The organism is Bradyrhizobium sp. HKCCYLRH3099 (genome assembly GCF_051167855.1).
Classification (GTDB): Bacteria; Pseudomonadota; Alphaproteobacteria; order Rhizobiales; family Xanthobacteraceae; genus Bradyrhizobium.
In genome coordinates, this window is the sequence record NZ_JBNPTW010000028.1 from 1 (window position 1) to 25,850 (window position 25,850).

The 25,850-nt window shown below is 65.5% G+C and carries 20 protein-coding genes; 6 read left to right on the forward strand and 14 right to left on the reverse strand.

What is annotated here, in order from left to right; all coding sequences use genetic code 11:
* Window positions 1-252: 252 nt before the first annotated feature.
* From ACQR1Y_RS33240 to ACQR1Y_RS33250, 3 genes are all read right to left on the reverse strand, one after another.
* Window positions 253-729 (reverse strand): GcrA family cell cycle regulator, encoded by a 477-nt coding sequence (locus tag ACQR1Y_RS33240; RefSeq protein ID WP_434878097.1) that lies wholly within the window; start codon window positions 727-729, stop codon window positions 253-255.
* Window positions 730-808: 79 nt separating this feature from the next.
* On the reverse strand, window positions 809-1,006 hold the full coding sequence (locus tag ACQR1Y_RS33245) for a hypothetical protein (protein ID WP_006614936.1): 198 nt from the start codon (window positions 1,004-1,006) through the stop codon (window positions 809-811).
* A gap of 992 nt (window positions 1,007-1,998) precedes the next feature.
* Window positions 1,999-2,940, reverse strand: coding sequence for an acetamidase/formamidase family protein (locus tag ACQR1Y_RS33250; RefSeq protein ID WP_434879831.1), 942 nt, complete (start codon window positions 2,938-2,940; stop codon window positions 1,999-2,001).
* A 130-nt stretch (window positions 2,941-3,070) separates the two neighbouring features.
* On the opposite strand from ACQR1Y_RS33250, the gene ACQR1Y_RS33255 reads away from it, so the two are divergent.
* A complete protein-coding gene (locus tag ACQR1Y_RS33255; RefSeq protein ID WP_434879832.1) occupies window positions 3,071-3,859 on the forward strand; it encodes a YdcF family protein in 789 nt (262 codons plus the stop codon).
* Here the strand turns inward: ACQR1Y_RS33255 and ACQR1Y_RS33260 are convergent.
* Window positions 3,856-5,703, reverse strand: coding sequence for a tetratricopeptide repeat protein (locus ACQR1Y_RS33260; protein ID WP_434879833.1), 1,848 nt, complete (start codon window positions 5,701-5,703; stop codon window positions 3,856-3,858). The two genes, ACQR1Y_RS33255 and ACQR1Y_RS33260, sit on opposite strands and share 4 nt — an antisense overlap.
* 186 nt (window positions 5,704-5,889) lie before the next feature.
* On the opposite strand from ACQR1Y_RS33260, the gene ACQR1Y_RS33265 reads away from it, so the two are divergent.
* Both ACQR1Y_RS33265 and ACQR1Y_RS33270 read left to right on the forward strand, forming a co-directional pair.
* Complete coding sequence (locus ACQR1Y_RS33265) at window positions 5,890-6,675, forward strand: DUF169 domain-containing protein (RefSeq protein WP_434879834.1); 786 nt, start codon at window positions 5,890-5,892, stop codon at window positions 6,673-6,675.
* A 131-nt stretch (window positions 6,676-6,806) separates the two neighbouring features.
* Window positions 6,807-7,985 carry a saccharopine dehydrogenase family protein gene (locus tag ACQR1Y_RS33270; RefSeq protein ID WP_434879835.1) on the forward strand — a complete coding sequence of 393 codons (1,179 nt, stop codon included), beginning with the start codon at window positions 6,807-6,809 and terminating at the stop codon, window positions 7,983-7,985.
* Here ACQR1Y_RS33270 and ACQR1Y_RS33275 read toward each other — a convergent pair.
* The 3 genes from ACQR1Y_RS33275 to ACQR1Y_RS33285 form a co-directional block, all read right to left on the reverse strand.
* A complete protein-coding gene (locus ACQR1Y_RS33275) occupies window positions 7,969-9,252 on the reverse strand; it encodes an O-antigen ligase family protein (protein ID WP_434879836.1) in 1,284 nt (427 codons plus the stop codon). The genes ACQR1Y_RS33270 and ACQR1Y_RS33275 overlap by 17 nt on opposite strands.
* 87 nt (window positions 9,253-9,339) lie before the next feature.
* Window positions 9,340-10,869 carry an undecaprenyl-phosphate glucose phosphotransferase gene (locus ACQR1Y_RS33280; protein WP_434879837.1) on the reverse strand — a complete coding sequence of 510 codons (1,530 nt, stop codon included), beginning with the start codon at window positions 10,867-10,869 and terminating at the stop codon, window positions 9,340-9,342.
* Window positions 10,870-11,022: 153 nt separating this feature from the next.
* Window positions 11,023-12,156 carry a glycosyltransferase family 4 protein gene (locus ACQR1Y_RS33285; protein ID WP_434879838.1) on the reverse strand — a complete coding sequence of 378 codons (1,134 nt, stop codon included), beginning with the start codon at window positions 12,154-12,156 and terminating at the stop codon, window positions 11,023-11,025.
* 343 nt (window positions 12,157-12,499) lie between these two features.
* Here ACQR1Y_RS33285 and ACQR1Y_RS33290 point away from each other — a divergent pair, with 343 nt between their 5' ends.
* Window positions 12,500-14,803: a GumC family protein gene (locus ACQR1Y_RS33290; RefSeq protein WP_434879872.1), complete on the forward strand. Its 2,304-nt coding sequence runs from the start codon at window positions 12,500-12,502 to the stop codon at window positions 14,801-14,803.
* Here ACQR1Y_RS33290 and ACQR1Y_RS33295 read toward each other — a convergent pair.
* On the reverse strand, window positions 14,800-16,026 hold the full coding sequence (locus ACQR1Y_RS33295) for a GNAT family N-acetyltransferase (RefSeq protein WP_434879839.1): 1,227 nt from the start codon (window positions 16,024-16,026) through the stop codon (window positions 14,800-14,802). The genes ACQR1Y_RS33290 and ACQR1Y_RS33295 overlap by 4 nt on opposite strands.
* 305 nt (window positions 16,027-16,331) lie before the next feature.
* On the opposite strand from ACQR1Y_RS33295, the gene ACQR1Y_RS33300 reads away from it, so the two are divergent.
* On the forward strand, window positions 16,332-17,393 hold the full coding sequence (locus ACQR1Y_RS33300; protein ID WP_434879840.1) for a polysaccharide deacetylase family protein: 1,062 nt from the start codon (window positions 16,332-16,334) through the stop codon (window positions 17,391-17,393).
* Window positions 17,394-17,406: 13 nt separating this feature from the next.
* Here the strand turns inward: ACQR1Y_RS33300 and ACQR1Y_RS33305 are convergent, their stop codons facing one another.
* The gene (locus ACQR1Y_RS33305) at window positions 17,407-17,625 is read right to left on the reverse strand and encodes a DUF2842 domain-containing protein (protein ID WP_434859201.1); all 219 of its coding nucleotides are present in this window, start codon (window positions 17,623-17,625) and stop codon (window positions 17,407-17,409) included.
* Between the two features lie 102 nt (window positions 17,626-17,727).
* Here ACQR1Y_RS33305 and ACQR1Y_RS33310 point away from each other — a divergent pair, with 102 nt between their 5' ends.
* Window positions 17,728-18,816, forward strand: a complete 1,089-nt coding sequence (locus ACQR1Y_RS33310; protein ID WP_434879841.1) for a COX15/CtaA family protein — start codon at window positions 17,728-17,730, stop codon at window positions 18,814-18,816.
* 813 nt (window positions 18,817-19,629) lie between these two features.
* On the opposite strand, the gene ACQR1Y_RS33315 is transcribed toward ACQR1Y_RS33310, so the two are convergent.
* The 5 genes from ACQR1Y_RS33315 to ACQR1Y_RS33335 are packed head-to-tail and all read right to left on the reverse strand — an operon-like array spanning window position 19,630 to window position 25,789.
* On the reverse strand, window positions 19,630-19,767 hold the full coding sequence (locus ACQR1Y_RS33315) for a hypothetical protein (protein ID WP_434879842.1): 138 nt from the start codon (window positions 19,765-19,767) through the stop codon (window positions 19,630-19,632).
* On the reverse strand, window positions 19,764-21,221 hold the full coding sequence (locus ACQR1Y_RS33320) for an N-6 DNA methylase (RefSeq protein WP_434879843.1): 1,458 nt from the start codon (window positions 21,219-21,221) through the stop codon (window positions 19,764-19,766). Before ACQR1Y_RS33320 ends, ACQR1Y_RS33315 begins: the two co-directional genes overlap by 4 nt.
* Window positions 21,218-21,496: an AbrB/MazE/SpoVT family DNA-binding domain-containing protein gene (locus ACQR1Y_RS33325; RefSeq protein WP_434879844.1), complete on the reverse strand. Its 279-nt coding sequence runs from the start codon at window positions 21,494-21,496 to the stop codon at window positions 21,218-21,220. The genes ACQR1Y_RS33320 and ACQR1Y_RS33325 overlap by 4 nt, the downstream gene beginning before the upstream one ends.
* Window positions 21,497-21,554: 58 nt before the next feature.
* The gene (locus ACQR1Y_RS33330) at window positions 21,555-23,033 is read right to left on the reverse strand and encodes a restriction endonuclease subunit S (protein WP_434879845.1); all 1,479 of its coding nucleotides are present in this window, start codon (window positions 23,031-23,033) and stop codon (window positions 21,555-21,557) included.
* Between the two features lie 17 nt (window positions 23,034-23,050).
* Complete coding sequence (locus ACQR1Y_RS33335; protein WP_434879846.1) at window positions 23,051-25,789, reverse strand: DEAD/DEAH box helicase family protein; 2,739 nt, start codon at window positions 25,787-25,789, stop codon at window positions 23,051-23,053.
* Window positions 25,790-25,850 lie beyond the last annotated feature (61 nt).

Sequence of the window (25,850 nt, forward strand, 5' to 3'; positions counted from 1 at the left end):
TCCTGCCGATCACCTCAACCTGTCACCCATGTCGTCGGTTTGTTCTGTCACCTATGTAGCCGGTTTGGACCACCCCCGCCCCCTCCCCGCAAGGGGGAGGGGAGACGAGACCGCCGCGCCGTCCCCGCAGAACGCGGCGACCGAGCAAAGCGTAGGCGCCTAAAAACGTCGGTGCGTACACGTCGCAATCTGTCAGCGTGCTTTGCCGACTGAGTGGCGGGACACCCGACAACTGAGTTGGTCGAGTCGCACCTACCGCGACGACGCCACCCGGTACGCCATCCGTGTATGGCTCGGACAATACGGCAGGCCCTCGATCGGTTTCGATCCGCAGAAGCAGAAATCGTCCGCGCCCGGCGTCGAGATCGGCCAGCGGCAGCGTTCCTTGGAGAGTTCGAACAGCGAGCAGCCGTTCTCGACGGGGCCGGCGGGCGGCTCCTCGATCACGATCGGCGGCGGATCGCTGGGGACCGCGCGCAGGATGCGGCGGCGCAGTTTCGGCGCGGGGCGGCGGGTGCCGTCGCGGGCGTTGTCGCGGACCATGCGCCTGGTGTCGCCGCCATTGTCGCGCGTCAGGGCGAGGCGGGAGATCTTGCCGATCACGGCATTGCGGCTGACGCCGAGTTCGGCGGCGATCTCGCGGCAGGTCAGCCCGGCTTCAAAGTGCTGCTTCAGGGCCCGGAGGCGTTCCTCGGTCCAGGTGGGTTGGGTCTGTCGTTCGGCGGGCATTGTTGTCGCTTCCAAGTTTGATCCGTCCTGGATCGTCCTGGCCGACGGTCGTCCGAAACTGTGCCGCTGATGTCCCTGTTTAAGCCCGTCCGTTGTCGCGAATCGACAGCAGCCCGTCCTTGATGGCGAGCCGGATGCCTTCTTCGATCAACGTTCTGCAGACACCCGGAACGCTGGTGCCGTGGGTGCCCTGTTTCACGAGCTTTTCGAGATAGCCAATGGTGGCCAGGGCCAGGGTTACGGGGATGCGGTCAGTCTCGGCTTTTTCCGTCGCCATGCCTAAAAGCTAGTCCGTAACCGGTGTACAGAAAAGTAACTTTTTAGACTCTATTAGGAATCCAATAGGTTGTACAGCCACTTGGGGATAAGTGGTTAAGATATTGAATTTTATATAAATATGACGAATCGGCGAGGTCGCGCTGGTGACTCTCGGCGCTTTCAGCGAGTCCGGGCCCGGAATGGTACGGTGCACGAGCGGGTGGAGGGGATTCGCACTGCAACTGGCGGGACTCCTCCGATGGCTCGTCCAACGACAAGAGAACGTCGCTTGTGATGGTTCCCGTCGCGCCGCGTTCCCGGCCCGCGCTGCGGCGCGGGTGTCCCGAACAGAAATTTCTACAATTCAGAAAATAGCGCTTTCGCTTTTCCGAAAATCATGCTCTACTGTCGCCATCCCGTCTCACTCGGAAGGGGCGTTGCGCGCGATCGTCACGACACGCGGGGCGGGGAGCGATGGCCGCGAGCGAGCCGCAGCGTGTCCTTCAAGGGATGCGTGGACGAACGGTTCGGCGCGGACGTGAAGTCGCAGCGTGCTGGCACCCCGATGCTGGTGTCCCGCGCAATGCGCAAGCATTGTCGCGAATGGTGGCCAACAAGCCCGGCGCACCAGGCAGACTGCGTATAAGCGTGAAGACCATCGCGCAGGGAAGGCCGGGCGTTGTCCGGCTGCACCTGTGGTACCTGCCGCCTGCATTTTTTCTCGCAGGCGGGCCGCAGGCGTCAGCCGACGCCTGGCCTTCCCTGCGCCCTCCGAACTTCGTGAGGGTGAGATGAACGGCATGACTCGGCGCGAGCGGCGCGCGAGGATGAAAACGCGTGTCTGTTGGGATAAGCGAGGGCGCGTCACATTCGGTCGTCATCCCCGCGCAGGCGGGGATCCAGCACGCCGCGGCCTATCGAAGGACCCACAATAGCCGCGGAGTCCTGGGTCGCCCGGTCAAGCCGGGCGACACAATGGAGCGAGCCGCGCGAGCGCGGGCCACGACGACCTCACCCGTGCACGACCGACTTCGCGATCATGCAATGAATGCCCTTGGAGCCGTTGACCGTCTGCGTCACGCGCAGATCCGCCGCGAGGCTGCACAGCGTATACGCGTCCTCGCGCGACAGATTGCGCTTCTCGCCGAGCAGCACGATCATGTCGCGCAGCGCCTTCACCACGCACTGGTCGAGATCGGGGTCCATCGCCATCGTCATGTAGTGCGTCGGCGTCTCGGCGCGCGGATAGTCGAAGCTGAGGTCCTTGCGCACGGTCAGACGGAAGCGCCCCTGCAGCGCGGTTTCGATCGCGGTGACGCAGACCTCGCCGTCGCCCTGCGCGCCATGACCGTCGCCGCAGGAGAACAGCGCGCCCGGCACGAACACCGGCAGATACAGCTTGGCGCCGGCGCCGAGCTCCTTGTTGTCGAGATTGCCGCCCATCGCGCGCGGGATCAGCGTGGTGATGCGGCCCCAGGCCGGCGGCGGGGCCGTGCCCATCACGCCGAAGAACGGCGCAAGCGGCAGCTCGAGGCCCCAGGGCAGCTTGCCGACCATCCGCTCCTTGTCGAGCGGGATGTTCATCAGCCGGGTCTCGTGGAAATCGTCGGGCAGGGTGCCGGCCAGCGGGCGGATGAAATTATAGCCCCAGTTCTGGCGCAGCTGCACGTCGAGGATGTCGACCTCCAGCACGTCGCCGACCTCGGCGCCACGCACCGCGACGGGGCCTGTCAGGATGTGGCCCGGCACCATCCGCTCGGACCGGGCGTGGACGTCGAACAATTCCGGCGGCACGTGAAACTTGCTGGTGTCCGGCACCACGTCCGGTCCGCCGCTGATCGAATCGATCGTGACCTCGTCGCCGCTGTCGACCGTGAGCACCGGCTTCAGCCGGGATTCGAAGAAGCCCCAATGGCAGGTCTCGGGGCTGGCGTGCAGGTGATGATGGGCCATGATGCTCTCATTGTTGCCGGATCTCGCCCGAGCTTAGCGCATCCGATCGCGTTCGCGGAGAGATGGCGACGCATGGCGGCTGTCGTGTATGAGGGCGGCCATACGATCTCACCCCGCGCCGGAGCCCGGAATGTTCTTCGTCCTGTCCAAGACGCTCGGCCTGCTGGCGCTGCCGACCAATTTCATGATCGCGCTCGGCCTCATCGGCATCGTCCTGATGCCGACGCGGTTCGCCGTGCTCGGCCGCAGGCTCGTGGTCTCGGCGATGCTGCTGCTGGCCATCGTCGGCCTGACGCCGCTCGGCAGCCTGATGTTGTATCCGCTGGAGAGCCGGTTTCCGAAATGGGATCCGGCCAAGGGCGCCCCCGACGGCATCATCGTGCTCGGCGGTCCGGTCGATTCCGATCTCTCGGTCATCTACGGCATGCCGGTAACCGTGGCGGGCGCCGACCGGGTGATCCAGGCGGCCGTGCTGGCGCGGCGCTATCCGAATGCGCGCGTGCTGTTCACCGGCGGCAGCGCCAACCTGATCGCGACCGAGGCGAAGGAGGCCGATGTCGGCGCCGAGATCCTGGAGAGCCTCGGCGTGCCCAAGGAGCGGCTGCTGCTGGAGCGGCAGTCGCGCAACACCTACGAGAATGCGATCTTCTCCAAGGCGATGATCTCGCCCAAGCCGGGCGAGCGCTGGCTGCTGGTGACCTCGGCCTATCACATGCCGCGCTCGGTTGGGCTGTTCCGGAAAGCGGGCTTTCCGGTCGAGCCCTATCCGGTGGATTGGCGCGTCGGCCGCGTGCTCGATGTCGACGGCGTCTCGCTGCTCGGCCTGCGCCGTGCCGACATCGCCGTGCGCGAATGGGTCGGCCTCTTGGCCTACCGCCTGCGCGGCCGCACCGACGAGCTGTTTCCCGGACCGACCTAAGCGGTCGTCCTCTTCAGGCCGGCCGCCTTCGCCGCCAGCTCGCCGCGCACGCGCGCGACCACCGGCTCGAAGCGGCAGCTGGCGTCCTGGCGGAACAGCCGCGCGCTCGGATACCACGGGCTGTCGTCGCGATCCCTCAGCCAGCGCCAGTCGGCGACGTGCGGCAGCATGATCCAGGTCGGCCGTCCGAGCGTGGCGGCGAGATGCGCGGCGCTGGTGCAGACCGTCACGATGACATCGAGACAGGACATCAGGGCGGCCGTCTCGGCGAAGTCGGTGAGATCGGCGGTGACGTCACGGATGCGGTCCTGTTGTGCGAGCAGCGCCTTGTCCGCCGGCCGCAGCTCCTTCTGCAGGCTGATGAAGTCAGCCTCGATCTCCAGCAGCGGCAGCAGCGTCGACAGCGGCATCGAGCGGTTGGCATCGTTGGCCTGGTGCGGATTGCCCGACCAGACGAGGCCGACGCGCAGCCGGGCGTGCGACCCGAGCCGCTGCTCCCAGGCCGCCACGCGATCGGCCGGGGGAGGCGGCAGATAGCTGGGCGGCGGAATGGTCTCCAGCGTGGTGCCGAAGGCGAGCGGCAGGCTCATGACCGGGCAATGCATGTCGAAGGCCGGCCGCTGCAGGTCCGGCGCGAAGGCGAGGCACTGCGAGACACCCTCTATGCCGCTCATCAGCCGCCGCATCGGCTCGCGCACCACGAGGATCACCTTGGCGCCGCGGGCTGCGACCATCGGCAGATAGCGCGCGAACTGGATATTGTCGCCGAAGCCTTCATCCTCCTCGATCAGGAGAGTCTTGCCCGAAATATCCTCTTTCCCCAGCCATTTCGGCTGCGCGAAGCGCGGATAGTCCGGCGAGAAGTCCGGCATGGCCCAGCGCGCTTCGCGGCGGGCCCAGCCAGCTGCGTAGTCACCGCATTGCAGCTCGATATGGGCGAGATGCCAGGCCGCCTTCGCATTGTCGGGCTCGGCCGCCAGGATCTCGCGATACACGGCGGCGGCGTCCTCGAAGCGCAGCGCATGCGAGAGCGCGAAGCCCTTGTTGAGCAGCACGTCGGCGAAGCCGGGCCGCAGCTCCAGCGCCCGATCGAACCAGGCCAGCGCCTGGTCATGGCGGCGGAGGCAGACCAGCGCATCGCCGAGATTGTTGCTGGCGAGCGGATCGGCCGGTGCGAGCATTTGGGCGCGCTCGCAATCCGCCAGATAGTCATCGTAGCGCTTGAGTTCCCGAAGCGAGCGGGCGCGCATCTGCAGCGCCGGCAGGTCGCTCGGCTGCTTGTTCAGGCAGACGGTAAAGGCTTGCACCGCCTCGTCATGGCGCCCCTGCTGTTGCAGCAACAGTCCGCTCTGCCACGCCGCGTCACGATGGCTGGGATCGATCGTGAGCGCGTGCTGATAGCTCAGCAGCGCCTCGGCGCCGCGATTCTGCGCCAGCAGAACGCCGCCCATGTGCTTCCACAATTCGGCATCATCGGGCTTGAGCTGGATCGCCTTGTCGAACACCGCGAGCGCGTCGTCGAGCCGGCCCATCTGTTTCAACGTGAAGCCGAGGCTGGTGAGATAGTCGATCTTCGGCGTCTGCCGGATGGCGCGCGAGAACCACGCCACGGCGTGGTCGTGCTGCCCGCTTTGCAGCGCGATGATGCCCATCAGCGCGAGGCTGTCGGCATGGTTCGGGTCGGCCGTCAAAGCCTGCTCGCAGCACATCTGCGCGTCGAGCAGCCGCCCGCCGCCGAGATGGTGCAGTCCGGCCTCATAAAGCGCCGCCGGCGACAGGACGGGCGTTGCGCCCGGGCCGGCCGTCGCGCCCATGGCGCCTTCCTTCCGGTCGCTGCGGCTCATCGCATGGTCCTGTCTGAGGAGAGGAAATTCATAAGTGATTCCTGGGGGATCGAGAAGGATCATGGTACGCGGGACGAGCCGGGGAGGCGGAAGGGCTGGCATCGCGGCTGGCGAGCGTCTAACAAGCGCCCCGAAGCTGAACCACGCACGGCAGCGACAGTCCGCGCGTCGAGGAGGGAACACCCCATGCGACAGCCTGATGCGGCCGACAGGCTGGACCTCGCGGCCATGGTCGCCGACCTCAACGCCCTGCTGCGGCTGAAGACGACCGTGATCGGCATCAAGATGTTCGCCCGCGTCGAGGAGATGGAGGCGGTGGAGAAGATCCGCCGGCCCAACGCGGTGCATACCACCGATCAGATCGTCAGCATGGCCGCACGGCTTGGCTGGACTGTCGGCATCACGGGCGAGGATCTCGTCGGCGCGCAATGCCGCGCCGTGATCGGACTCGGGCCGCAGGACGAGACATGGCTGAAGGGCGAGGGCTATGTCGGCGTCTGGCACGGGACCGCGGAGGATGCGCGCAAGCGGCAGGAGGCGCTCGACGTGGTGCCGTTCGGCCGCTACCAGGCCATGGCGGTGAGCCCGCTGGCGAGCGGCCGGCTCGATCCGCCGGATATCTGTCTCGTCTACGCGACCCCCGGCCAGATGATCATCCTGATCAACGGCCTGCAATATGTCGGCTACAAGAAGTTCGAATGGGGCGTCGTCGGCGAGACCGCCTGCGCCGACTCCTGGGGGCGGGCGCTGAAGACCGGCGAGCCGAGCCTGTCGCTGCCCTGCTTCGCCGAGCGCCGCTATGGCGGCGTGCCGGACGAGGAGATGCTGATGGCGTTCAAGCCCGCCGATCTCGCCAAGGCGATTGCCGGGATGAAGCAGCTCGCCAGGAACGGCCTGCGCTATCCGATCGCGCCGTATGGAATCCAGAACGATGTGCGTGCGGGCATGAGCGTGTCGTATGGGAAGAAGTAGAACCACATGCTCCGTCATTGCGAGCGCAGCGAAGCAATCCAGGGGCCGCGTTGGGACTCTGGATTGCTTCGTCGCTTCTCTCCTCGCAATGACGGAGCGTTCAAATTGAAGCTGATGTCCAGGGAACAAGAATGACGTCATCCAAATTCGACCTCGTCGTCTACGGCGCCACCGGCTTCACGGGCAAGCTCGTGGCCGAGTATCTTGCCACGCAATATCGCGGCGATGGCTCGCTGCGCTGGGCGATGGCCGGTCGCAGCCTGGACAAGCTCGCCGCCGTCCGCGACGAGATCGGCGCGCCGGCCGACACGCCGTTGATCGCTGCCGATGCGTCCAATCTCGAGTCACTGAAGGCAATGGTCGCGCAGACCAGGCTGGTGCTGACCACGGTCGGTCCCTATCAGCTCTACGGCAACGAACTCGTCGCTCTCTGCGCCGAGACCGGCACGGACTACGTGGATCTCTGCGGCGAGCCGGTGTGGATGCGGCAGATGATCGACAAGCATCAGGCGACCGCGGAAAAGAGCGGCGCCCGCATCGTGTTCTCCTGCGGCTTCGATTCCGTGCCGTTCGAGCTCGGCGTCTACTTCGTGCAGCAGCAGGCGAAGAAGGTGCTCGGCGCGCCGGCCGCCCGCGTCAAGGGCCGCGTCCGCGGCATGAGCGGCACCCTGTCGGGCGGCACCGCCGCCAGCGCCAAGGCGACGTTCGATGCGGTGGCCCAGGATCTCAGCCTGGTGTCGATCCTGAAGGATTTCTTTGCACTGACGCCGGGTTTCAAGGGCCCGAAGCAGCCGCCCGGCAACAAGCCGCTCTATGAGGAGGATCTGCAATCCTGGGCGGCGCCGTTCATGATGGCGCTGATCAACACCCGCAACGTTCACCGTTCCAACATGCTGATGGGTTTCCCCTACGGCCAGGACTTCATCTATGACGAGATGGTGCTGACCGGGGCGGGCGAGAAGGGCGAGGCCAACGCCAAGAAGGTGATGGCGGCGAATTCCGAGAAGACAGGTCCGAACGCGCCGAAGCCGGGCGAGGGCCCCTCCAAGGAGGAGCGCGACAACGGCTACTACAACCTGATGTTCGTCGCGATCGCGCCCGACGGGCGGCAGGCGCGCGCCACGGTCAAGGGCAACCGCGACCCCGGCTACGGCTCGACCTCGAAGATGATCAGCGAATGCGCCATCGGGCTGCTGCGCGACGGTACCAGCGTCAAGGGCGGCTTCTGGACCCCGGGTGCGGCGCTGCAGGACAGCCTGATCAAACGGCTGGTCGACAATGCCGGCCTGACGTTCACGGCGGAGGATTGATCGACAGCAAAGGCGAGCCGGTCCCTGCGGATCGGCTCGCGGCCTGGTGGGCGCGGGTGGCGGCGATCATGCCCCACATCGTGCCGAGCATCAGGAAGAAGTGCCGCCAGTGGTCGGTGTCGATGATGAAGCTCTCGCCGACGGTGCCGAGGAAGGCGGAGAACACAGCGATGTAGGTACGCTGCCACGGCACGCGTACGAAAAGATAGCGGAAGCCGAGAATGACGGTGGTGAACACCAGCGCGGGATAGCAGATGCCGGACAGCCAGCCGCCCGACATGAAGGCGTTCAGATAGGAATTGTGGGTGTCCTCGGGGAAGTAGTTGTGAAACTGCAGCGGCCCGATCCCGAACGGCAGGTCGAGCGCCATGTCGGCACCCAGGATGTGACGGCCGAAGCGTCCGAAACGGCCTTCGTCGTAGCTCTGGTCGAAGCTCGCCCGCTGCTTGAACATGTCGGCGATGGAGTCGATGGAGAGGAGAACGCCGACCAGGACGACGCCTGCCGCCGCGGCGGCCAGGGTCATGAGAATGATGCGGGACCGCTCGCTCCGCGTCTGGCTGGTGAGCACCATCATCACCAGCATGAAGGCCGCGGTGAGCACCAGGCCGCCCCAGGCGGCCCGCGAAAAGGCGAGCAGGATGGCGAGCGAGATGGCGCCGAACGCGAAGCTGGCGCGCAAGGTGGCCGCGAGGCGGGCCGTGACGACGTTCTGCAGCGCGAGCAGCGCCGGCAGGATGAGGAACGCGCCGAGCACGTTCGGGTCCTTGAACGTGCCGCGCGCGCGTCCATACAGGGTAAGGAGATCATAGCCGCCGGGCACGAGATGGAAGTAGCCGGCGACGCCGGCGAGGCCCGCGATCGCCCCGCCCATCACGAGGCCCCGGCGCAGCATGTCGAGCCGCGCCGCGGTGTCTTCGGCGGTCACCATCGCCAGCAGCATCGCCGTGACCGCCATATACCAGGACGTCGCGATCCAGGTCGCGATCTTGGAATCGTCGAGCAGCGGTACCGCGCTGATCGTGTAGCCGAGATTGACCAGGAACAGGAGCAGGAGGAGGGGCAGAAACACGGCGCGCAGCCTGATACCGGTCGCGATGAATACCGCGGCGGAGGCGAGCGTCACGAGTTCGTAGGGGCTCGGTTCGATGAAGACGATCGCGCCGGAGGCTCCGATCAGCCAGACGAGCGCGCGCTGCAGGGCCAGCACGCCCGCAGGGGCGGTCGGCCTCAACGCGAACTCTCCGGCGGACGCCGTGTACGCCATCACCAACTCACACTCATACGCGGTACGCGGCGGGACCAGCCAACTCCATGTACGAAGCGGGCGCACGCCCGCTCCGGATCCCCAAACTCAATAGGCGTTCTCGCTCTTGGTCATCAGCGCCAGCGGCGTCTTCAAGAGGATGTAGAGGTCGAACAGCACGGACCAGTTCTCGATGTAATAGAGGTCGAACTCGACGCGCTTCTGGATCTTCTCCTCGTTGTCGATTTCGCCGCGCCAGCCGTTGATCTGCGCCCATCCGGTGATCCCCGGCTTGACGCGGTGGCGGGCGAAGTAGCCGTCGACGGCCTCGTCGAACATCCGGTTCTGCAGCTTGCCTTGCACGGCATGCGGCCTCGGACCGACGAGCGACAGGTTGCCCTTGAACACGACGTTGAACAGCTGCGGCAGCTCGTCGAGGCTGGTCTTGCGGATGAAGCGGCCCACGCGGGTGACGCGCGGATCGTTCTTGGTGACCACCTTGGAGGCTGTGGGATCGGCCTGGTGATGATAGAGCGAGCGGAACTTGAAGACGTCGATGCGCTCATTGTTGAAGCCGAACCGCTTCTGCCGGAACAGCACCGGCCCGGGACTGTCGAGCTTGATCGCGAGCGCGACCAGCGCCATCACCGGCAGTGCGAGCAGCAGGATCAGGCCGCCGACGAGACGGTCGAACAGCCATTTCATCACCAGGTCCCAGTCGGTGATGGGAGCTTCGAAGACGTCGAGCGTCGGGACCGCGCCGAGATAGGAATAGGAACGCGGCCGGAAGCGCAACTTGTTGGTATGAGCGGACAGGCGGATGTCGACCGGCAGCACCCACAGCTTCTTCAGCATGTCCAGGATGCGAGTCTCCGCCGAGATCGGCAGCGCAAACAACACGAGATCGACGCGGGTACGGCGGGCAAATTCGACGATGTCGTCGACCTTGCCGAGCTTCGGCGCGCCGGCACAGGTCTCGAGCGAGCGGGAATCGTTGCGGTCGTCGAACACACCGAGGATCTCGATCTCGGAGTCGTCCTGAGCCTTCAAGGCACGAACCAGGCCTTCGCCGCTCTGGTCGGCGCCGACGATGATGGTACGGCGATCCAGCCGCCCCTGTTTGGCCCAGCTGCGGATCAGGCTGCGCAGCACCACGCGGCTTGCGATCAGCGCGCCCAGGCCGACGAAGAAGAAGGCCGCAAGCCACAGGCGCGAGACCTCGCTGCCGATCTTGGCGAAGAACGAGAGGCCGATGAACAGCAGGAAGACGAAGCAGTAGGAGGAGATCATCCGGGTCATCTGCCGCACCTGGGCGCGGAAGATCTGAACTTGGTAGATGTCGGCGGCCTGAAAACAGACCACCGCGCTCACCGCCAGCCCGATGATCGCGGCGAGATACTCCCAATGGAAGCCGCTGAGCGGAACCACATACCCGAAATAGACGGCGCTGCCGACAAAGCTCAGCAACGCGAAATCGGTGATCCGGACGATGCCGGCCAGCACGATCGGAGAATAGGCGCGAAGCACCTTCTGGTTGGCGACGGACAGCGCCGCCGGCGAAAGGCGGCGGCGACGTTCAACGGTTGGCTGTCCCGTAGCCGTCGTCGAGGCGGCCGTGGCCGCGGCAGCATCCAACATCGAGCGAGCGTTGATCGGTTCCACAGTCGTACAAGCCCGGATTATGTTTGTTAGTATTTTTGGTCATGTAAGCGCCAATGGCGCCGGAGGAAATTCCCCACCGGCGGGATTAGAGGGCAAATCGGAAGAAATTGTTAGCGTTGGTAAATGACGTCAGGTCTTGGTAAATGCTTCGCGGTAACTGTCGAGAACGCCCTCGACCATGGCCTTCTGCGAGAAGTGCTGGAAGACGCGCTCTCGCAACGCCTTGGCGCGCAATTGCACCGTCGCCGGATCTTCGATCGCGGCCTCGATCGCGTCCGCAAGCGCCGTGGCGTTGCCCGGCATGAAAAGCGACTCGTTGTTCGGTCCGAAGATCTCCGGGATCCCGCCGACCCGGGCCGCAATCATCGGAACGCCGGCGGCTCCGGCTTCGATCACCACATAGGGCATCGAGTCGCCGCGCGACGGAACCACGAGCAGGCGTCCCTTGGAAAAGCCGTCGCGGGCTTTCACGTGCCCGATGAAACGCACCACGGATGTGAGACCGAGCCGCTCGACCTGGGCCTTCAACCGCGCAGTCTCTTCGCCGTCCCCGCCCAGAGTCAGCGTCAACGGCCGGCCACGCGCGTGCAGTTGCGCAAGGGCGTCGATCAGCAGATCCGTTCCCTTGATGTGTCTGAATTCCCCGACATAGGAGAGATCGGTCTGGTCGTCCGCGGGCGTGACCGGATCGAACTCGCCGGCGGTGACGCCATTGAAAACGCAATGCACCAGCCCCTGGGGATGGCCGATCATGCGCTCATAGGTGTCGCGGGCAAAGATGCTCTCGAACAGGAACAGGTCGGTCCGGTTCATCAGCGCTCGTTCGAGCCGACCGTAGAGCGCGCCCTTGAGCGTGTTGCGCGGATAGTGCAGGGAGCCGCCATGCGGGGTGTAGATGCGGATGGTCCCGGACCGGCGCGGCAACATGCGCACGAAGGCGCCGGCCTTGGCGCCATGGCCGTGGAGAACGTCGGGGCTGAGGCTGCGCGCCAACCGGTGAAAATGACGGAGCGCAACGACGTCGGTCGGCCACGGCTCGCGGTGAATGGCGATGCGATGGACGCCGAGAGCCAGACGGGGAGCGATCTGTGCGAGCGCGGCGTCAGCGCGTTCGCCGCCGGTGAGGCTGTCAGCGATGATCCCGACTTGGTGCCCGCGATCGACCTGGCCGTTGGCGAGGTCGAGAATGTGCCGGAAAATGCCGCCGACCGGCGCTCTGACCGCGTGAAGAATCCTCAGAGGCTTGTCCGGCGAAGGCGCCATATCGCACTCGGCCGCATCGGCTGTTTGACCAAGCTGGTGCCAGGCGCTGCTGCGCGAACTGATCTGACGACTGGCGGAGTGAGGAAGCACGGGCGCCTCTCGTCGCTGACTCTTGGTGGCTGCTTATTCGATAAGGGAGTGATGGTTAACAAAGTCTGATGTCGGGGCCGTGCGCTGCGACATTGTGACGATCTGGCGCAAAGCGTCTCCTGATAGGATGGGATGGAGGCGGGTGATGATCCTCAGACTGTAGGCGTTCGGGATTAACCCGTCAGCAACCTTAATGGAGTGTAATTCTACCACGTAGGGTGGCGGCGTGGCGTTGGTCTCGCGGGAGTGGATGATGCGGTTGGCGTTCTGGCGTGCCGGCAAGAAGCAGCAGGTTGACGAAGCGTCGGCCCGTCCGGTCGTGAGCGTGCCGGCTTCGGCCGAGCCTGATGCGTCGGGCGATCTGGATATCAGACTGATCGGTCGCGCATTGGCGCGGAAGCGTGTTTTCATTGTCCTGCCGACGCTGCTCGCCTTGGGCCTCGCGGTCACGGCCGTCAACATGATCACGCCGCGCTACAAGTCCGAAGCGCGCATCCTGATCGATGGCCGCGAGAACGTGTTCGTGCGCCCGAACGGCGAGCGCACCGAGGAGCGGACGGCGCTGGATCCCGAGGCGGTCACCAGCCAGGTGCAACTGGTGCTGTCGCGCGATCTGGCTCGGGACATCATCCGCAAGAACAAGCTCGGCGAGCTGCCGGAGTTCGATTCCGTGCTGCGCGGCGTGTCGCCGCTGAAGTCGGTCGCCGCGATGATGGGGCTGGTCCGGGATCCGCTCGCGATGACGCCGGAAGAGCGCGTGATGGATGCCTATTACGAGCGTTTGACGGTCTATGCGGTGGATAAATCTCGCGTGCTCGTCGTCGAATTCCAGTCGCAGGATCCTGCGCTCGCCGCGCAGGTGGCCAACGCGATCGCGGACGGATATCTCGTCCTGCAGCAGAATGCCCGCCAGGCGCAGGCGAAATCGGCGAGCCAGTGGCTTGCCGGAGAGATCCAGAGCCTGCGCAAGAAGGTGGAGGAGGCGGAGTCCCGCGTCGAGGACTTCCGGTCCAAGTCGAACTCGTTCATGGGCACCAACAACACCTCGTTGTCCAACCAGCAGATGGGCGAGGTCAACACCCAGCTGAACAATGCCCGGGCGCTGAAGTCCGATGCCGAGACCAAGGCGCGGCTGATCCGGGAGATGCTGCAGAGCGGTCAGCCGATCGAAGCCTCCGAGGTGCTCAATTCCGAGCTGATGCGGCGGCTGTCCGAGCAGCGCGTGAACCTGCGCGCGCAGCTTGCCGAGCAGTCGTCGACGCTGCTCGACAACCACCCGCGCATCAAGGAGCTCAAGGCCCAACTGGCGGATCTCGATCGCCAGATTCGCGACGAGGCGGGGAAAATTTCGCGCTCGCTGGACAGCGACGCCCGCATCGCCGAGGGGCGGGTGCAGATGCTGACCCAGAGCCTCGATCAGGCGAAGAAGCAGGCGTCCTCCACCAACAGCCAGGATGTCCAGCTGCGGGCGCTGGAGCGGGATGCGAAGGCGCAGCGCGACCTCCTCGAATCGTATCTCGCCAAGTATCGCGAGGCCGACACCCGCGTGTCGCTCGACACGCCGCCGGCGGAGGGGCGGATCATTTCGCGGGCGGTGGTGTCCAACACGCCGGCCTATCCGAAGAAGCTGCCGATCGTGCTGATCGCGACGCTGGCGACCTTGATGCTGACCTCGGGTGTGGTGATCACCGGTGAGCTGCTGCGCCTGACCGCGCCGCGCACGGCGGCCAGCACGCAGATGACGACCGTGGTCCTCACCGCCGCGCCGATGGCCCGCGTCGAGCCGGTGATGGCCGCGCCGGCCGTTTCGGCGAGGCCCGCGCCGACCGTGGTCGAGTCCGTCGCGGTGGCGTCGCCTGCCATCGCTCAAGCTCCTCCTCCTGCACCCGTGTCCGAGGCGACGGCAGCCGCCGCAGCGTCGCCGATTCCGGCGCCGGCCGCTCCGCCGCCGCCCCTGGGCGAGCTCGAGCAGCTCGCTGCTGATCTCGTCGCCGCGGGCGAGGCGGCCCGCAAGGTCACCGTGCTCGGCACGGCTGGCGCCACGGGTGTCACCACCACCGCGCTGTCGCTCGCCCGCGCCATGGCCCAACAGGCCCGCGTGGTGCTCGTCGATCTCGCCGGCAGCCCGCAGCTGCTCGCCGGCCTCTCGGTCGACCCGGCGGCGCCGGGGCTGATCGAGCTGATGCTGGGCGAAGCGTCGTTCTCGTCCATCATCACCAAGGACCAGGCCTCGCGGCTGCACCTGGTCAATGCCGGCCGTCCCGGCGCCGACCGCAACCAGCTGCAATCGCCGCGGCTGTCGCTCGCGATCGACGCGCTGCTACGCGTCTACGACCACGTGCTGCTCGACGCCGGCAACGCCTCCGACCTGCCGGCCGAGCTGCTGACGACAGGCGCGCGCGCCGTCGTCGTGCCCGATCCGGCCATGCCTGCCGAGGCGCGCAGCCAGATGAGCGAGCAGCTGCGCGAGGTCGGCTTTGCCGCCGTCACCATGCTGAACGCGCCGGTCGACGGCGCCAACCGCAATCAGCCGGGCCGCCACGGCGTCGCCGCCTAGTCCTCGGCCTTGGCTTCGCCCTGCGGCGCGCCGCCGCGTCCCTGCATCGCGCCGCGCAGGCGCTGCGCGAGGCGGAACAGAGCAGGGCTGTGCTTGACGGCATGCTTGGCCCGCCCGAGCGCGGCCATGCTGCTGGCGGCCAGACGCCCGCGCGCGGTGAGCGGGACATAGCTGTCGAAGATCGGCTCGTCGTCCTTGCAGAACATCCGCTTGTAGTCGTCAGAGCCGATGCCGAGATCGAGCGCGCGGAAATCCTGCTGCGCGTAGTGATCGATGATCGAGCGCATCAGGATCAGCCCGGGGCTCCAGCGCGCGTTCTCCGACAGCGTGTAGGTGTTGAACATCATCGAGAAGCGTGCGCCGTCGGCGACGCCCGCGAACATCGCGATGATCTCGGCGTCGCAGCGCAGTGCGTGGATCTCGATCGCGCGATGGCCGCAGCCGAGCTGTGCCATGCAGGCGTTGCGAATGAAGGCCTCAATGCCGGGCTCGGCGAACACGTTCGGCAGTTTCTGCTCGGCCATGCGGACCGGCTTGATGCGGAAGAACCAGTCGAGCAGGTCGCCGATTTCGGCGTCGCTGCGCGCGATCATGTAGCGATAGCCGGGCAGCGCCTGCAGCTTCTTTTCCTTGCTCTTGAGGCGCTTGCGAAACGAGTTCGACAACAAGGCCGTCGGCGCCGCTCCCGGCGGCATCAGCAGCACGGGACAGTCGTTCACCGACGACTGATGTGGCCAGCTCGCGAGGGGATTGGCGAGGTTGCGCCAGTGTTTCGGCTGTTGCGTGAAGGCGAGGACGTCGGCGCAGCCGTGCTCGCGCAGGCTCGCCAGCATCATGTCGAGGTCGGCAGCGCTCGCGCGCGCGGCGAAGTCGCGCTCCAGGAGCGGCATGTTGAAGGTGCTGTGCTTGCCGCCCATGAAGGAGGCGACGCGAACCCCGAAGACCTGGCGCAGGGCGAGCGGCAGCAGCATCAGGGGGCGCTTCTCGGCATCGCGGGCGATGACGATGAAGGGCGTTGCACGCTCGTGGACGCCGACCTCACGTTGCCAGGCGGCCAGCAGGTCGAAGCGTTGATAGGGCGTTGCGAGGTTGTCGGGGACTTCGAGCGCGCGCCAGACCGGCTCGGCCTGAGCGAGATCGGAGATGACCTCGATCCGCGCAATGTCCGACATCGGCCGATGCGCCTGCGCCGTCCGGCTCTCGATCACGGCGGCCATGGTCATCGCGCAGCTCGCGTTGTCTTGGATGATATTTTGGAGTTTTGTTGCTTGGCGTCGGCCGACCCTCGCAAAGAAGTCTCAACAAAAGGTAATGGCAATGGTCGCGTCCCAAATCGGGAAAGACGGGCAGTAAACAAAGACGGGCAGCTAAGATCTGTTCAAATCGGCTTTCGGCACCCGATCTTAAGAGGGAATGTTCTTAAAAATCCGGTGGTGGCGAACATGACGCGATCGCGCCATGGTCTGTCAGCATCAGGTGGGCACGGACGGCTTCGTTTCAAGTCGGTTTTCGGAAAGGGGCGCGGGAATTGTCGTCGGACAACAGCTGGCTGCGGAGCGCCCGGCTCGAACTGGCCTATTTCAGCGGCCGCGCGCTGATCGCCTCGCGTGCCACGGGTGGGGCCGGCGCCATCCTGCGGTTCGAGCGCGTGCGGCCGCGCCGCAAGGGCGCGTTTCAACCGCTCAAGCAGATCGAGATCACGCCGGCCTTCCTCGACCAGGTGATCCGCGCGCTGAAGCGATGGGGCTATGACATCGTCTCGCTCGACGAGGCCTGTCATCGCTCGGTCCGGCTGCCTGAAAGTCGGCGCTTTGCCTGCCTGACGTTCGACGGCGCGTCGAAAGATATGATCACGCACGCCTATCCGGTGCTGGCCCGCCACGGTGTGCCGTTCGCGGTGTATGTGCCCACGGCTTTTCCCGATGGCCTCGGCGAGGCGTGGTGGCTGGCGCTCGAGGCGGTGATCGCGCGCGAGGCGCGCATCAATCTGGTTATCGATCATCGCGAGCAGCGCTTCTCCGTGTTCAAGGCGGCCGAGAAATACGAGCTGTTCGCCTATCTCTTCGGCTGGCTGCGCAAGCTGCCGCCCGCGGAGCTGTCGGTCGCGATTCGCGATCTCTGCTCGCGCCATTCGGTGGACCTCGCCGCGCTGAGCCGTGAGGCGTCGATGGATTGGGCCGACATCGCCAGGCTGGCTGCCGATCCCAACGTCACGATCGGCAGCGCCACCGTGAATTTCCCCGTGCTGGCCCATCTCCGCGACGCCGACGCGCAGCGCGAGATCGCGATGGGCAAGGCGGTGCTGGAAACCGCGCTGCGCCGGCCGGTCCGGCACATGGCGTACCCGTTCGGTGACCCCCAGTCGTTCCGCCGCGGCGACGCCGTGCTGGCGGAGCAAGCGGGCTTCGTCAGCGCCGCCACGGCGGTCGGCGGCGTGGTGCAGAGCGAGGGGCGCACCCATCTGCATACGCTGCCGCGGATCGCCTGGGACGGCCGCTCGCGATCGCTGCGGGCGTTGAAGGTGCTGATGGCCGGGGTGACCCTGCCGCGACAAAAATTCGCGCCACCAGCTGAGCTCGACCTCGGCTGATCAGCCCGGTCGATCAGCTTTCCCGCGCCGGATCGGGACGCAGCATCCAGCTCACGATCGGCATCGCCGGCAGCACCCAGCCCATGCCGACGACGACGTAATACACCGCCTGCATCCAGCCGGAATTGGCAATCAGGGGGAATTGCGCCAGCACCATGCCCATCATCGACCAGGCAAAGGCGAGCAGCAGCAGCGCCAGGGCGCCGATCAGTTTGCGGGTGCGGATCGTCATGACGGGAATGTCAGCCTGCGTTGGGGGCGGCGCGGCTTGCGCGCGAATTCACTGGGATTATAAGGGCCTGACAGCTTAGGTTCAATCGAGCGTTCAACCTCCATGACCACGGTTCCCGTTACCCGAGACACCGCCGCGATCCGCATCTGGCTCACCGTCGTGGCCGGCCTGATCGCGTTGATGGTGCTGGTCGGCGGCGCGACGCGGCTGACCGAATCCGGGCTCTCGATCGTCGAATGGAAGCCGGTCACCGGCACCTTGCCGCCGCTCTCGGAGCAGGCCTGGACCGACGCCTTCGAGGCCTACAAGCGGATCCCGCAGTACCGGCAGATGAATGCCGGCATGACGCTGCGCGAGTTCAAGACCATCTTCTGGTGGGAGTGGGGCCATCGGCTGCTCGGCCGCGTCATCGGCATGGTCTATCTGCTGCCGTTCCTGTGGTTCCTGTGGCGCGGCGCCGTGTCCGGGCCGCTCGGCCGCCGTCTCTGGCTGATCTTCGGCCTCGGCGCGCTGCAGGGCGCGGTCGGCTGGTGGATGGTGGCCTCGGGCCTGACCGAGCGCACCGAGGTGGCGCCGGTCCGTCTCGCGACGCATCTGTCGCTGGCGCTTCTGATCTTCGCGTCGATCGTCTGGACGTTGCGGCGGCTCAAGCCGCGCGACGAGATCGAGGTGCCGGCACGGCTGCGGCTGACGGCGTGGGTGCTGGTCGGCGTCACCTTCGTGCAGCTCTATCTCGGTGCGCTGGTCGCGGGCTTGCGCGCAGGCCTTGTCTACAACACCTGGCCCGAGATCGACGGCGCCCTGATCCCCAAGGTGGCCAATCTGTGGGCCCATTCGCCGTGGTGGTTCAACCTGTTCGAGAACCACCTGACGGTGCAGTTCATGCATCGCATGACCGCCTACGCGCTGCTGGCGCTGGCGGCGTGGCACGCCTTCGACGTGATGCGCGCGGGCGCCGGCCGCGCCGTGGTGCGCGGCGCGCACCGGCTGCTCGCGGCGATCCTGGTGCAGGCGGTGCTGGGCATCGCGACCTTGCTGATGGTGGTGCCGATCTCGCTGGCGCTGCTGCATCAGGGCACGGCGCTCATCGTGCTGACGTTCGCGGTGCTGCAGGCCGAACGGATGTCGCCGCGGCGGGTGGCTGCGGTCGCAGTGCCGCAGGCGGCGGTAGCCGCGGGGCAGGCGGGGTAAAGTCTCTCCTCCGTCATTGCGAGCGAAGCGAAGCAATCCAGAGTCCCGCCCACGACTCTGGATTGCTTCGTCGCTGCGCTCCTCGCAATGACGCGGAGATGCCAGTGCACTTCACCTTCGCGCTCGTTCGCGCTCGTGCCACCATCTCCGCCGTCATCGCCCGGCTTGACCGGGCGATCCAGTATCCCAGAGACGGTCGTGAGTCCTCGATGGGCCGCGGCGTACTGGATCCCCGCTTTCGCGGGGATGACGACTGAGGATGGCGCGCGGTCATTCGCCCTCAACGAACATTTCAAAAAACAAACGTTCTCATCCTCGCGCGCCGATCACGCCGAGTCATGCCGATCGTTTCACCCTCGAAACACGCGAGGGCGCAGGGAAGGCCGGATGCCTGGCCGGCACCCATGGCCCGCGTGCAACAAAAAAAGCACGCGGCGGTCACCACAGGTACGGCCTGGAAACACCCGGCCTTCCCTGCGCGATGGTTTTAACGCTTATACGCGATCTCCCCGGGGATCGGCTGTCTTGCCCCCGTCACCTCGTGATGCGTGAGCACCGCCACGAGACTTGACGCCAGCGTCGAGGCGCCAGGACCACGCGATTTCGCCGTCCATGACAGGCCGCTCGTCCGCGCCAGCTTTCGCCCGCGCACGGCCCGCCACATCCACCGCATTCCATGCCCTACGCAACTGGACGATCCGGAAGCGCCCCTCGGCTGGGCAGGAATGACGTGACGATATTCTGATTTGCAGAAATAAGCAAGCGCAAAGTTGCAACGGGTTGCCCCAACGGCGATGGCAGAACCGCCTGACACTATTGCTCGTCGAAAAAGACACGCTGGTCAGGCTCGAGCGGGGGATCATCGGGAGTTCCCTCCGACAGAAAATCGCGAGCGCCGAGCGCGTCGAGTTCGGCCCAGAATTCCGCCAGATCGGATGGGTTATCGCTCATGGGTTGGACTCTCCTCCAAGGGCCCTCGCGACGCTGCGGAAGCGGTCCAGCGCAGTCTGCAGGCTCTCGACCACCTCCGCCGCGACCTCGTCGGGTGGCGGCAGCAGGTCGGGATCATCCAGAGTATTGTCCTTGAGCCAGAAGATGTCGAGGTTGACCTTGTCGCGGGCGAGCAGGGTGGCGAGCGGGTAGCGCCTGAACTTCTCGGTTTCGACGCGCTTGGCGCGCGCGCCGGCGTGATAGCAGGCGACGAAATCATCGAGATCGGCGCGCACCATCGGCCGCTCCTTCAAGGTGAAGCGCTGGTTGGTGCGGAGGTCGTAGATCCACAGATCCTTGGTGGCCGCCTGCTCGGAGGGTGGGCGCTTGTCGAAGAACAGTACGTTGGCCTTGACGCCCTGCTTGTAGAAGATGCCGGTCGGCAGCCGCAGCAGGGTGTGGAAGTCGAAGTTCTGGAGCAGCCGGCGGCGGATGGTTTCGCCGGCGCCGCCTTCGAACAGCACGTTGTCCGGCAGCACCACAGCGGCCTCGCCGTTGGCGCTCAGCACCGTCATGATGTGCTGCAGGAAGTTGAGCTGCTTGTTCGAGGTGGTGACGAAGAAGTCCTGCCGGTCGTAATCGTCGCGCTCGCTGTCGATCTCGCCGTCATCGCGGACGATGCGATAGCTCTGCTTCTTGCCGAATGGCGGATTGGTCAGGATCACGTCATAGGTCCTGCCGCCGGCGCCGAGCAGGGCGTCCTTGGCCTCGACGATCGACTCGACGCCGGTGATCCCATGCAGATAGAGGTTCATCGCGGCGAGGCGCACCACCTCGGGCACGATGTCGACGCCGGAGAACTTGTTCTTCAGCGCCGAATAGACGCCGCGGTCGCGCGCGCTGGCGTGACCCTTCATGTGCTCCCAGGCGGCGAGCAGGAAGCCGGCGGTGCCGCAGGCGGGATCATGAATGGTCTGCTGCGGCTTGGGATCGACCACCTCGACAATGGCCTCGATCAGCGGGCGCGGCGTGAAGTATTGTCCGGCGCCGGACTTGACGTCCTCGGCGTTGCGGGCGAGCAGCCCCTCATAAATGCTGCCCTTGACGTCGACGGACAGGCCGAGCCAAGTCTCGCCGTCGATCAGGCCGACCAGCCGCTTCAGCTTCGCCGGGTCCTGGATTTCGTTCTGCGCTTTCAGGAAGATCGCGCCGATGATGCCGCCCTGGCGCGACAGCGTCTCCAGCAGCTTGGCGTATGTGGCGCTCAGCTCCTCGCCGGCAAGGTCCTTGATGTCGCTCCAATGCGCGCCCTTCGGCAGCATCGAGGCTTCGCCCACCAGCTCGACCCGCTCCTCGTCCATCTTGAGGAACAGCAGATAGGAAATCTGGCTGATATAGGCCTGATAGGAGACGCCCTGGTCGCGCAGCACATGCGCGAAATTCCAGACCTTGGCGACGAGGGTTTGCGGGTTCATTTCGTTGGGTTTGGTCCGAGAGGAGAGTCTGGAGAGTGCGATGACCGCGCGTTGGCTTCTTCGCGGCCGAATTTGTAGTCGGGCGGGAGCGTCCAATTTCGCGATGCAAGGCTATCGATGGCAAGCCGCCGCCGTGCTTCCTTGCTATCGATCTCGATGACACCCTTCTCAGCCCTGACGACGGTCACATCGTCGCTTTCCCGGAGACCTAGTTCGGCGATGACGGACTGAGGCAGACAGACGGCCAAACCATCGCCATGCTTGAAAACTCGCATCGTCCTCTCCAAAGCGATGTCGCTAGTTAGCGCATCATTCGCGACTTAGGGTGGGGATTCAAGCGGTTTTGCCGGCAGAGCGTTTACCTCGGCCGCGTTTGACCGGCTGCGCCGGCCGTTCGGCCGCGGTCCGCGCCAGCAGCGCGCTGGCCGGCTCGTCGGCGGGGTCTTGTGGCACCAGCCTGCCTTCGAACGCGGACTTGAGGATGGCCTGTTTCAGGCGCGCTGCATCGGCGGCCTCGGCGTCAAGGGAAGACAGGGTGTCGGCTGCGGCAGAAAGGGCGTTGGAGACGCGACCCAGTATCTCCGTCGCCTCTTCAGGAGGTGGAACGGGAAACTCGATCTTTGAGAAACGTCCAGCCGAAAGATGGGCGATGTTGGTCGTGATTTGAGATTCCCGCTTGAAGCGCTTCATATGGAGGTAGGCTCGAAACACCATGAGAGCCCATTCCGGTGCGATACCTTCCTTGGCGCGAAAACGGATCAAGGTGTTTTGGAAGCAACAACCGTCGATCTGCTCCCTCCAAATCGCGGCCCGTCCCAGCAGATCAGGCGTCTGCCCTTCGTTGAGTAAGATGTCCCCATCGTGCAGCCGAAAGGTTTCGAACTCATCAGGTGTGAAATTCATCTCCTTGACGTCAGTAACATCGATGCGATCCTCAAACACGTTTGCGACTCGCATGTATGGTCTCATGTAGTCGCCCGTGTGGTGCTGTGGTGCACGCTGTCGACCAAGTTGAACCAGTCCAACGTTTTCCACTGTTGTCCACGCCCAACTCGCCGGAAGTTGGAAGGGCATCAGATTTGCTCGGATATCGTTCGGGCTCGTTCCACGCGACTTGGCTGATTCTGCTTTTTTCAGTTGCTGAATGATCTCGTGGCCAGTGACCCTCGGTGAATAGGTCGTTCGCCAATCCCTGGTCAATTCACCCGTGACCGCCGCCTTCAACAGCGCGCGGCGGAAGGTTTCGAGGCCCTTGCGCGCGTCGGCAAGTGCGGCTTCGCCTGCGGCGATCTCGGCGAACAGCTCGTCAATGCGTGCGACGATGCGGCGTTGTTCGGCGAGGGGAGCGAGAGGAATAGGAATTTGCTCAAGATCGGCCTTGGTTAGTTTTAGTCGGGTCGTCCCACCGACATGCGGCTCATAATCTACGAAGTTGAGTGAATGAAGAAGCCATCGAGCAAGCACGGAGCCTCTTGGTGTCAAGATGTGGGCGTGATTATTCACCCAGTATTTGCCCTCGACGGCGTACGCTTTCGCTCGCTGGCGATCCAGAAATGGTGCACCATCCTCGCCCAGAAGAATTGCAGGAAAGTTGAACAGAAATCCGTCGATCAGACCGACTTGGCCTGTTGCGCCGTAATAGGGAAATAGCTCAGCCGAGGATCTTCCTTGAATCCGCGTCTGTCTGTCCTGTGCCCTGATTGGGCGACGGCGGTGATCATGAATATCGACAATTTCTCCGAGCGGGATCCAAGACCAACTCTCCGGCAATTCCCATTGGCTTTCCCGATTATTAGCGTCGACTGTGGTCACGGAACTCGCTGCATCCATCACGCCACCAACGCATCCGTGATCTCATCCAGCAGCGCCGGCAGCCGCGCGCCGAACAGCGCGCGGGCCTGGATGATGCCGCCGCGGGCGGTGAACTCGGGGGCTTCCATCAAATCCTCGGGCCTGACCTCGATGTTGACGGCGAGATGGTCGCGGATCGCCATCAGCCAGTTGCGTTGCGCGTCGCTGTAGCTGCGCCCCGCCTTCTCCTCGCGGCCGAGCCAGAGGTTGAAGCGGCCGGCAATGACTGAGGGCAGCGGTTCCAGCGACTCGGCCTCGCCGATGGCATAGCGCACCAGCATGACGATGTCAGCCAGCGTGCCGGCGGGATTGCCGCGGACCTTGTCGGCGGCGAGCCGCTTGTAGGCGCGCCAGATGTCCGGCGGCTCCAGTAGCCAGGGCGGGCGTTTCAGCGCCTCGCGCAGCTCGTCGACCGCCTCGTAGGTCAGGCGGCGCTGGGCGTAGGGCAGATGATACAGGATCTGCAGCGCGGTCAGCTCGTCGCGCCGCTCGGTCAGGAAGCGCTGGAAGCGGGCGATGGTGTCGGTGGCCTTCTTTTCGTCCCAGCCGGAGGAGACGACGGCGTCGACCGAGATGGTGTCGATGCGGATGTCGGCGGCGGCCTTGACCTCCTTCAACAGGCGCCGCAGCGCCGGATCGTCGAACACGGACGCCGCCTCGTCCTTGGCGGCGTCGCGGACCTTCTGTTGCTCCGGTTCGGGCGCCTCGGGCGAGACGCGCGTGGCCAGCACGTCGGGATCGATGGCATCGAGCAGGCGGCTGGCGAGACCGTGCAGGTCGAGCCCGCCAGCGGCCTTGGCGATCGCCGCGCGGTCCTTGTCGCCGATGCGGCGGTCGAGCGCGGCGAGCCGGCCGGCCAGGGTGGCGAAGGCATCGTCGTCGCGGCGGCCGGCGGCTATGTCGTCGATCAGCCGGTCGAACGAGACCGCGCGCTGCCGCTCCAGCGGCTGCGACACGCTCTTCAGGCTTTCCGTGACCCCGACGGCATCGATCAGCACGAAGCGCGTCTTGGCGTCGGCGTCGGGCGTGACCTCGCGCAGCTTGTCGGGCGAGATGATGCGGGCGCCGCGGCCCTTCATCTGCTCGAAATAGAGTTCGGACTTGACGTCGCGCAGGAAGATCACGACCTCCAGCGGCCTGATGTCGGTGCCGGTCGCGATCATGTCGACGGTGACGGCAATGCGCGGATTGTAGTCGTTGCGGAAGGCGCGGATCAGGCCTTCGGGATCGGCGCCGTCGGTCTTGTAGGTGATCTTCTTGGCGAAGTCGTTGCCCTTGCCGAAGACGTCGCGGACGATGGTCGTGATCTCCTCGGCGTGGTGATCGTCCTTGGCGAAGATCAGGGTCTTGGGCACCTCGGTGCGGCCGGGAAACAGCTCGGTGAACAGCGCGTTGCGATAGGCGTCCAGCACGGTGCGGATCTGATTGGTGGCGAGCACCGTGCGGTCGAGCTGGGCGGCGGTGTAGGTGAAGTCGGCATCCAGCGTCTCGTAGCGCTGGGCGCGGGTGCGCTTGTCGCGCACCGGGATCTCATAGCCGGATTTCACCGTGCTGCCGCGCTCGCCGATCTCGGTTCTGATGCGGAAGACGTCGAAGCCGACATTGACGCCGTCGACCACCGAGCGCTCGAACGGATATTGTGCCACCAGGTTGCGGCCGAAGAAGCCGAGGGTGTGCAGGGCCGGCGTCGCGGTGAGGCCGACGATGAAGGCGTCGAAATAGTCCAGCACCTGGCGCCAGGTGCCGTAGATCGAGCGGTGGCATTCATCTGTGATGACGAGGTCGAAGCTCTCGATCGGGATGGTCGGATTGTAGGCGACGAGGCGCTCGGTGTCCGCGCGGGCGGCTTCGAAGGAGGAGGCCTCTTCCTCCTCTTCGGCCAGCTCCTTGCCGGTCAGGACCGAATAGACCCGCTGGATCGTGGCGATGACGATCTGGGCGTCCTTGTCGAGGCCGGCGGCGCCGAGCTTCTGCACGTTATAGATTTCGGAGAAGGAGCGGCCGGTGCCGGGCGGGCGAAAAGCGAGATATTCGTCGCGGGTCTGGCGCACGAGATTGGCGCGGTCGGCGAGGAACAGGATGCGGCGGAAGCCGGCATGGGCGAGCAGGCGGTAGGACAGCGTGCAGGCGGTGAAGGTCTTGCCGGCGCCGGTCGCCATCTGCACCAGTGCGCGGGCGCGGTTCTGCCGCATCGAGGCTTCCAGCGCCGAGATCGCGTCGCTCTGGCAGGCGCGCAAGCCGTCAGTGATGACCGGCGGCATCGCCTGGAGGCGCGCGCGCAAGGTGGCGGGCTCCTTGAGCCAGCGCTCCAGCGTCTCCGGACGGTGGAAGGCGAACACCCGGCGGGAGGCCGGGTCGGGGTCGGCATGGTCCCGGAACAGGGTCTCGGTGCCGGAGGCGACATATTCGAAACGGACCTGGCCTTCGGCCCGGACCAGATGCTTGGGGACGCTGGCGATGTAGCGCGAGGCCTGTTCGGCAAAGCCGGACAGCGTGGTGCCTGCCGGCTTGGCCTCGATCACGCCGCAGAGTTTGCGCCCAACGAACAGGCCGTAGTCGACGGGGCCGGAATCGGTCTGAAATTCGCGGACGGCGACGCCGAGGCCGGCGCCGAGATTGAGCTCGTCCTTGGACTGGATCAGCCAGCCGCATGCCTCAAGCTGCCGGTCAATCAGCGACCGGGCCTTGTCCTCCGGATGGAAGGCAGATGGCTCCATGAGCAACTTCTAGGCGAAGCGGGGCTGCGCCGGAAGGGGCTTTGGTGCTGGCAGGAGCGGA

Bases quoted from the DNA above. Each gene is read 5' to 3' on its own strand.
- ACQR1Y_RS33240 (WP_434878097.1), bottom strand. From the start codon at position 729: ATGCCCGCCGAACGACAGACCCAACCCACCTGGACCGAGGAACGCCTC.
- ACQR1Y_RS33245 (WP_006614936.1), bottom strand. From the start codon at position 1,006: ATGGCGACGGAAAAAGCCGAGACTGACCGCATCCCCGTAACCCTGGCC.
- ACQR1Y_RS33250 (WP_434879831.1), bottom strand. From the start codon at position 2,940: ATGGCCCATCATCACCTGCACGCCAGCCCCGAGACCTGCCATTGGGGC.
- ACQR1Y_RS33255 (WP_434879832.1), top strand. From the start codon at position 3,071: ATGTTCTTCGTCCTGTCCAAGACGCTCGGCCTGCTGGCGCTGCCGACC.
- ACQR1Y_RS33260 (WP_434879833.1), bottom strand. From the start codon at position 5,703: ATGAGCCGCAGCGACCGGAAGGAAGGCGCCATGGGCGCGACGGCCGGC.
- ACQR1Y_RS33265 (WP_434879834.1), top strand. From the start codon at position 5,890: ATGCGACAGCCTGATGCGGCCGACAGGCTGGACCTCGCGGCCATGGTC.
- ACQR1Y_RS33270 (WP_434879835.1), top strand. From the start codon at position 6,807: ATGACGTCATCCAAATTCGACCTCGTCGTCTACGGCGCCACCGGCTTC.
- ACQR1Y_RS33275 (WP_434879836.1), bottom strand. From the start codon at position 9,252: ATGGCGTACACGGCGTCCGCCGGAGAGTTCGCGTTGAGGCCGACCGCC.
- ACQR1Y_RS33280 (WP_434879837.1), bottom strand. From the start codon at position 10,869: ATGTTGGATGCTGCCGCGGCCACGGCCGCCTCGACGACGGCTACGGGA.
- ACQR1Y_RS33285 (WP_434879838.1), bottom strand. From the start codon at position 12,156: ATGGCGCCTTCGCCGGACAAGCCTCTGAGGATTCTTCACGCGGTCAGA.
- ACQR1Y_RS33290 (WP_434879872.1), top strand. From the start codon at position 12,500: ATGCGGTTGGCGTTCTGGCGTGCCGGCAAGAAGCAGCAGGTTGACGAA.
- ACQR1Y_RS33295 (WP_434879839.1), bottom strand. From the start codon at position 16,026: ATGACCATGGCCGCCGTGATCGAGAGCCGGACGGCGCAGGCGCATCGG.
- ACQR1Y_RS33305 (WP_434859201.1), bottom strand. From the start codon at position 17,625: ATGACGATCCGCACCCGCAAACTGATCGGCGCCCTGGCGCTGCTGCTG.
- ACQR1Y_RS33310 (WP_434879841.1), top strand. From the start codon at position 17,728: ATGACCACGGTTCCCGTTACCCGAGACACCGCCGCGATCCGCATCTGG.
- ACQR1Y_RS33315 (WP_434879842.1), bottom strand. From the start codon at position 19,767: ATGAGCGATAACCCATCCGATCTGGCGGAATTCTGGGCCGAACTCGAC.
- ACQR1Y_RS33320 (WP_434879843.1), bottom strand. From the start codon at position 21,221: ATGAACCCGCAAACCCTCGTCGCCAAGGTCTGGAATTTCGCGCATGTG.
- ACQR1Y_RS33325 (WP_434879844.1), bottom strand. From the start codon at position 21,496: ATGCGAGTTTTCAAGCATGGCGATGGTTTGGCCGTCTGTCTGCCTCAG.
- ACQR1Y_RS33335 (WP_434879846.1), bottom strand. From the start codon at position 25,789: ATGGAGCCATCTGCCTTCCATCCGGAGGACAAGGCCCGGTCGCTGATT.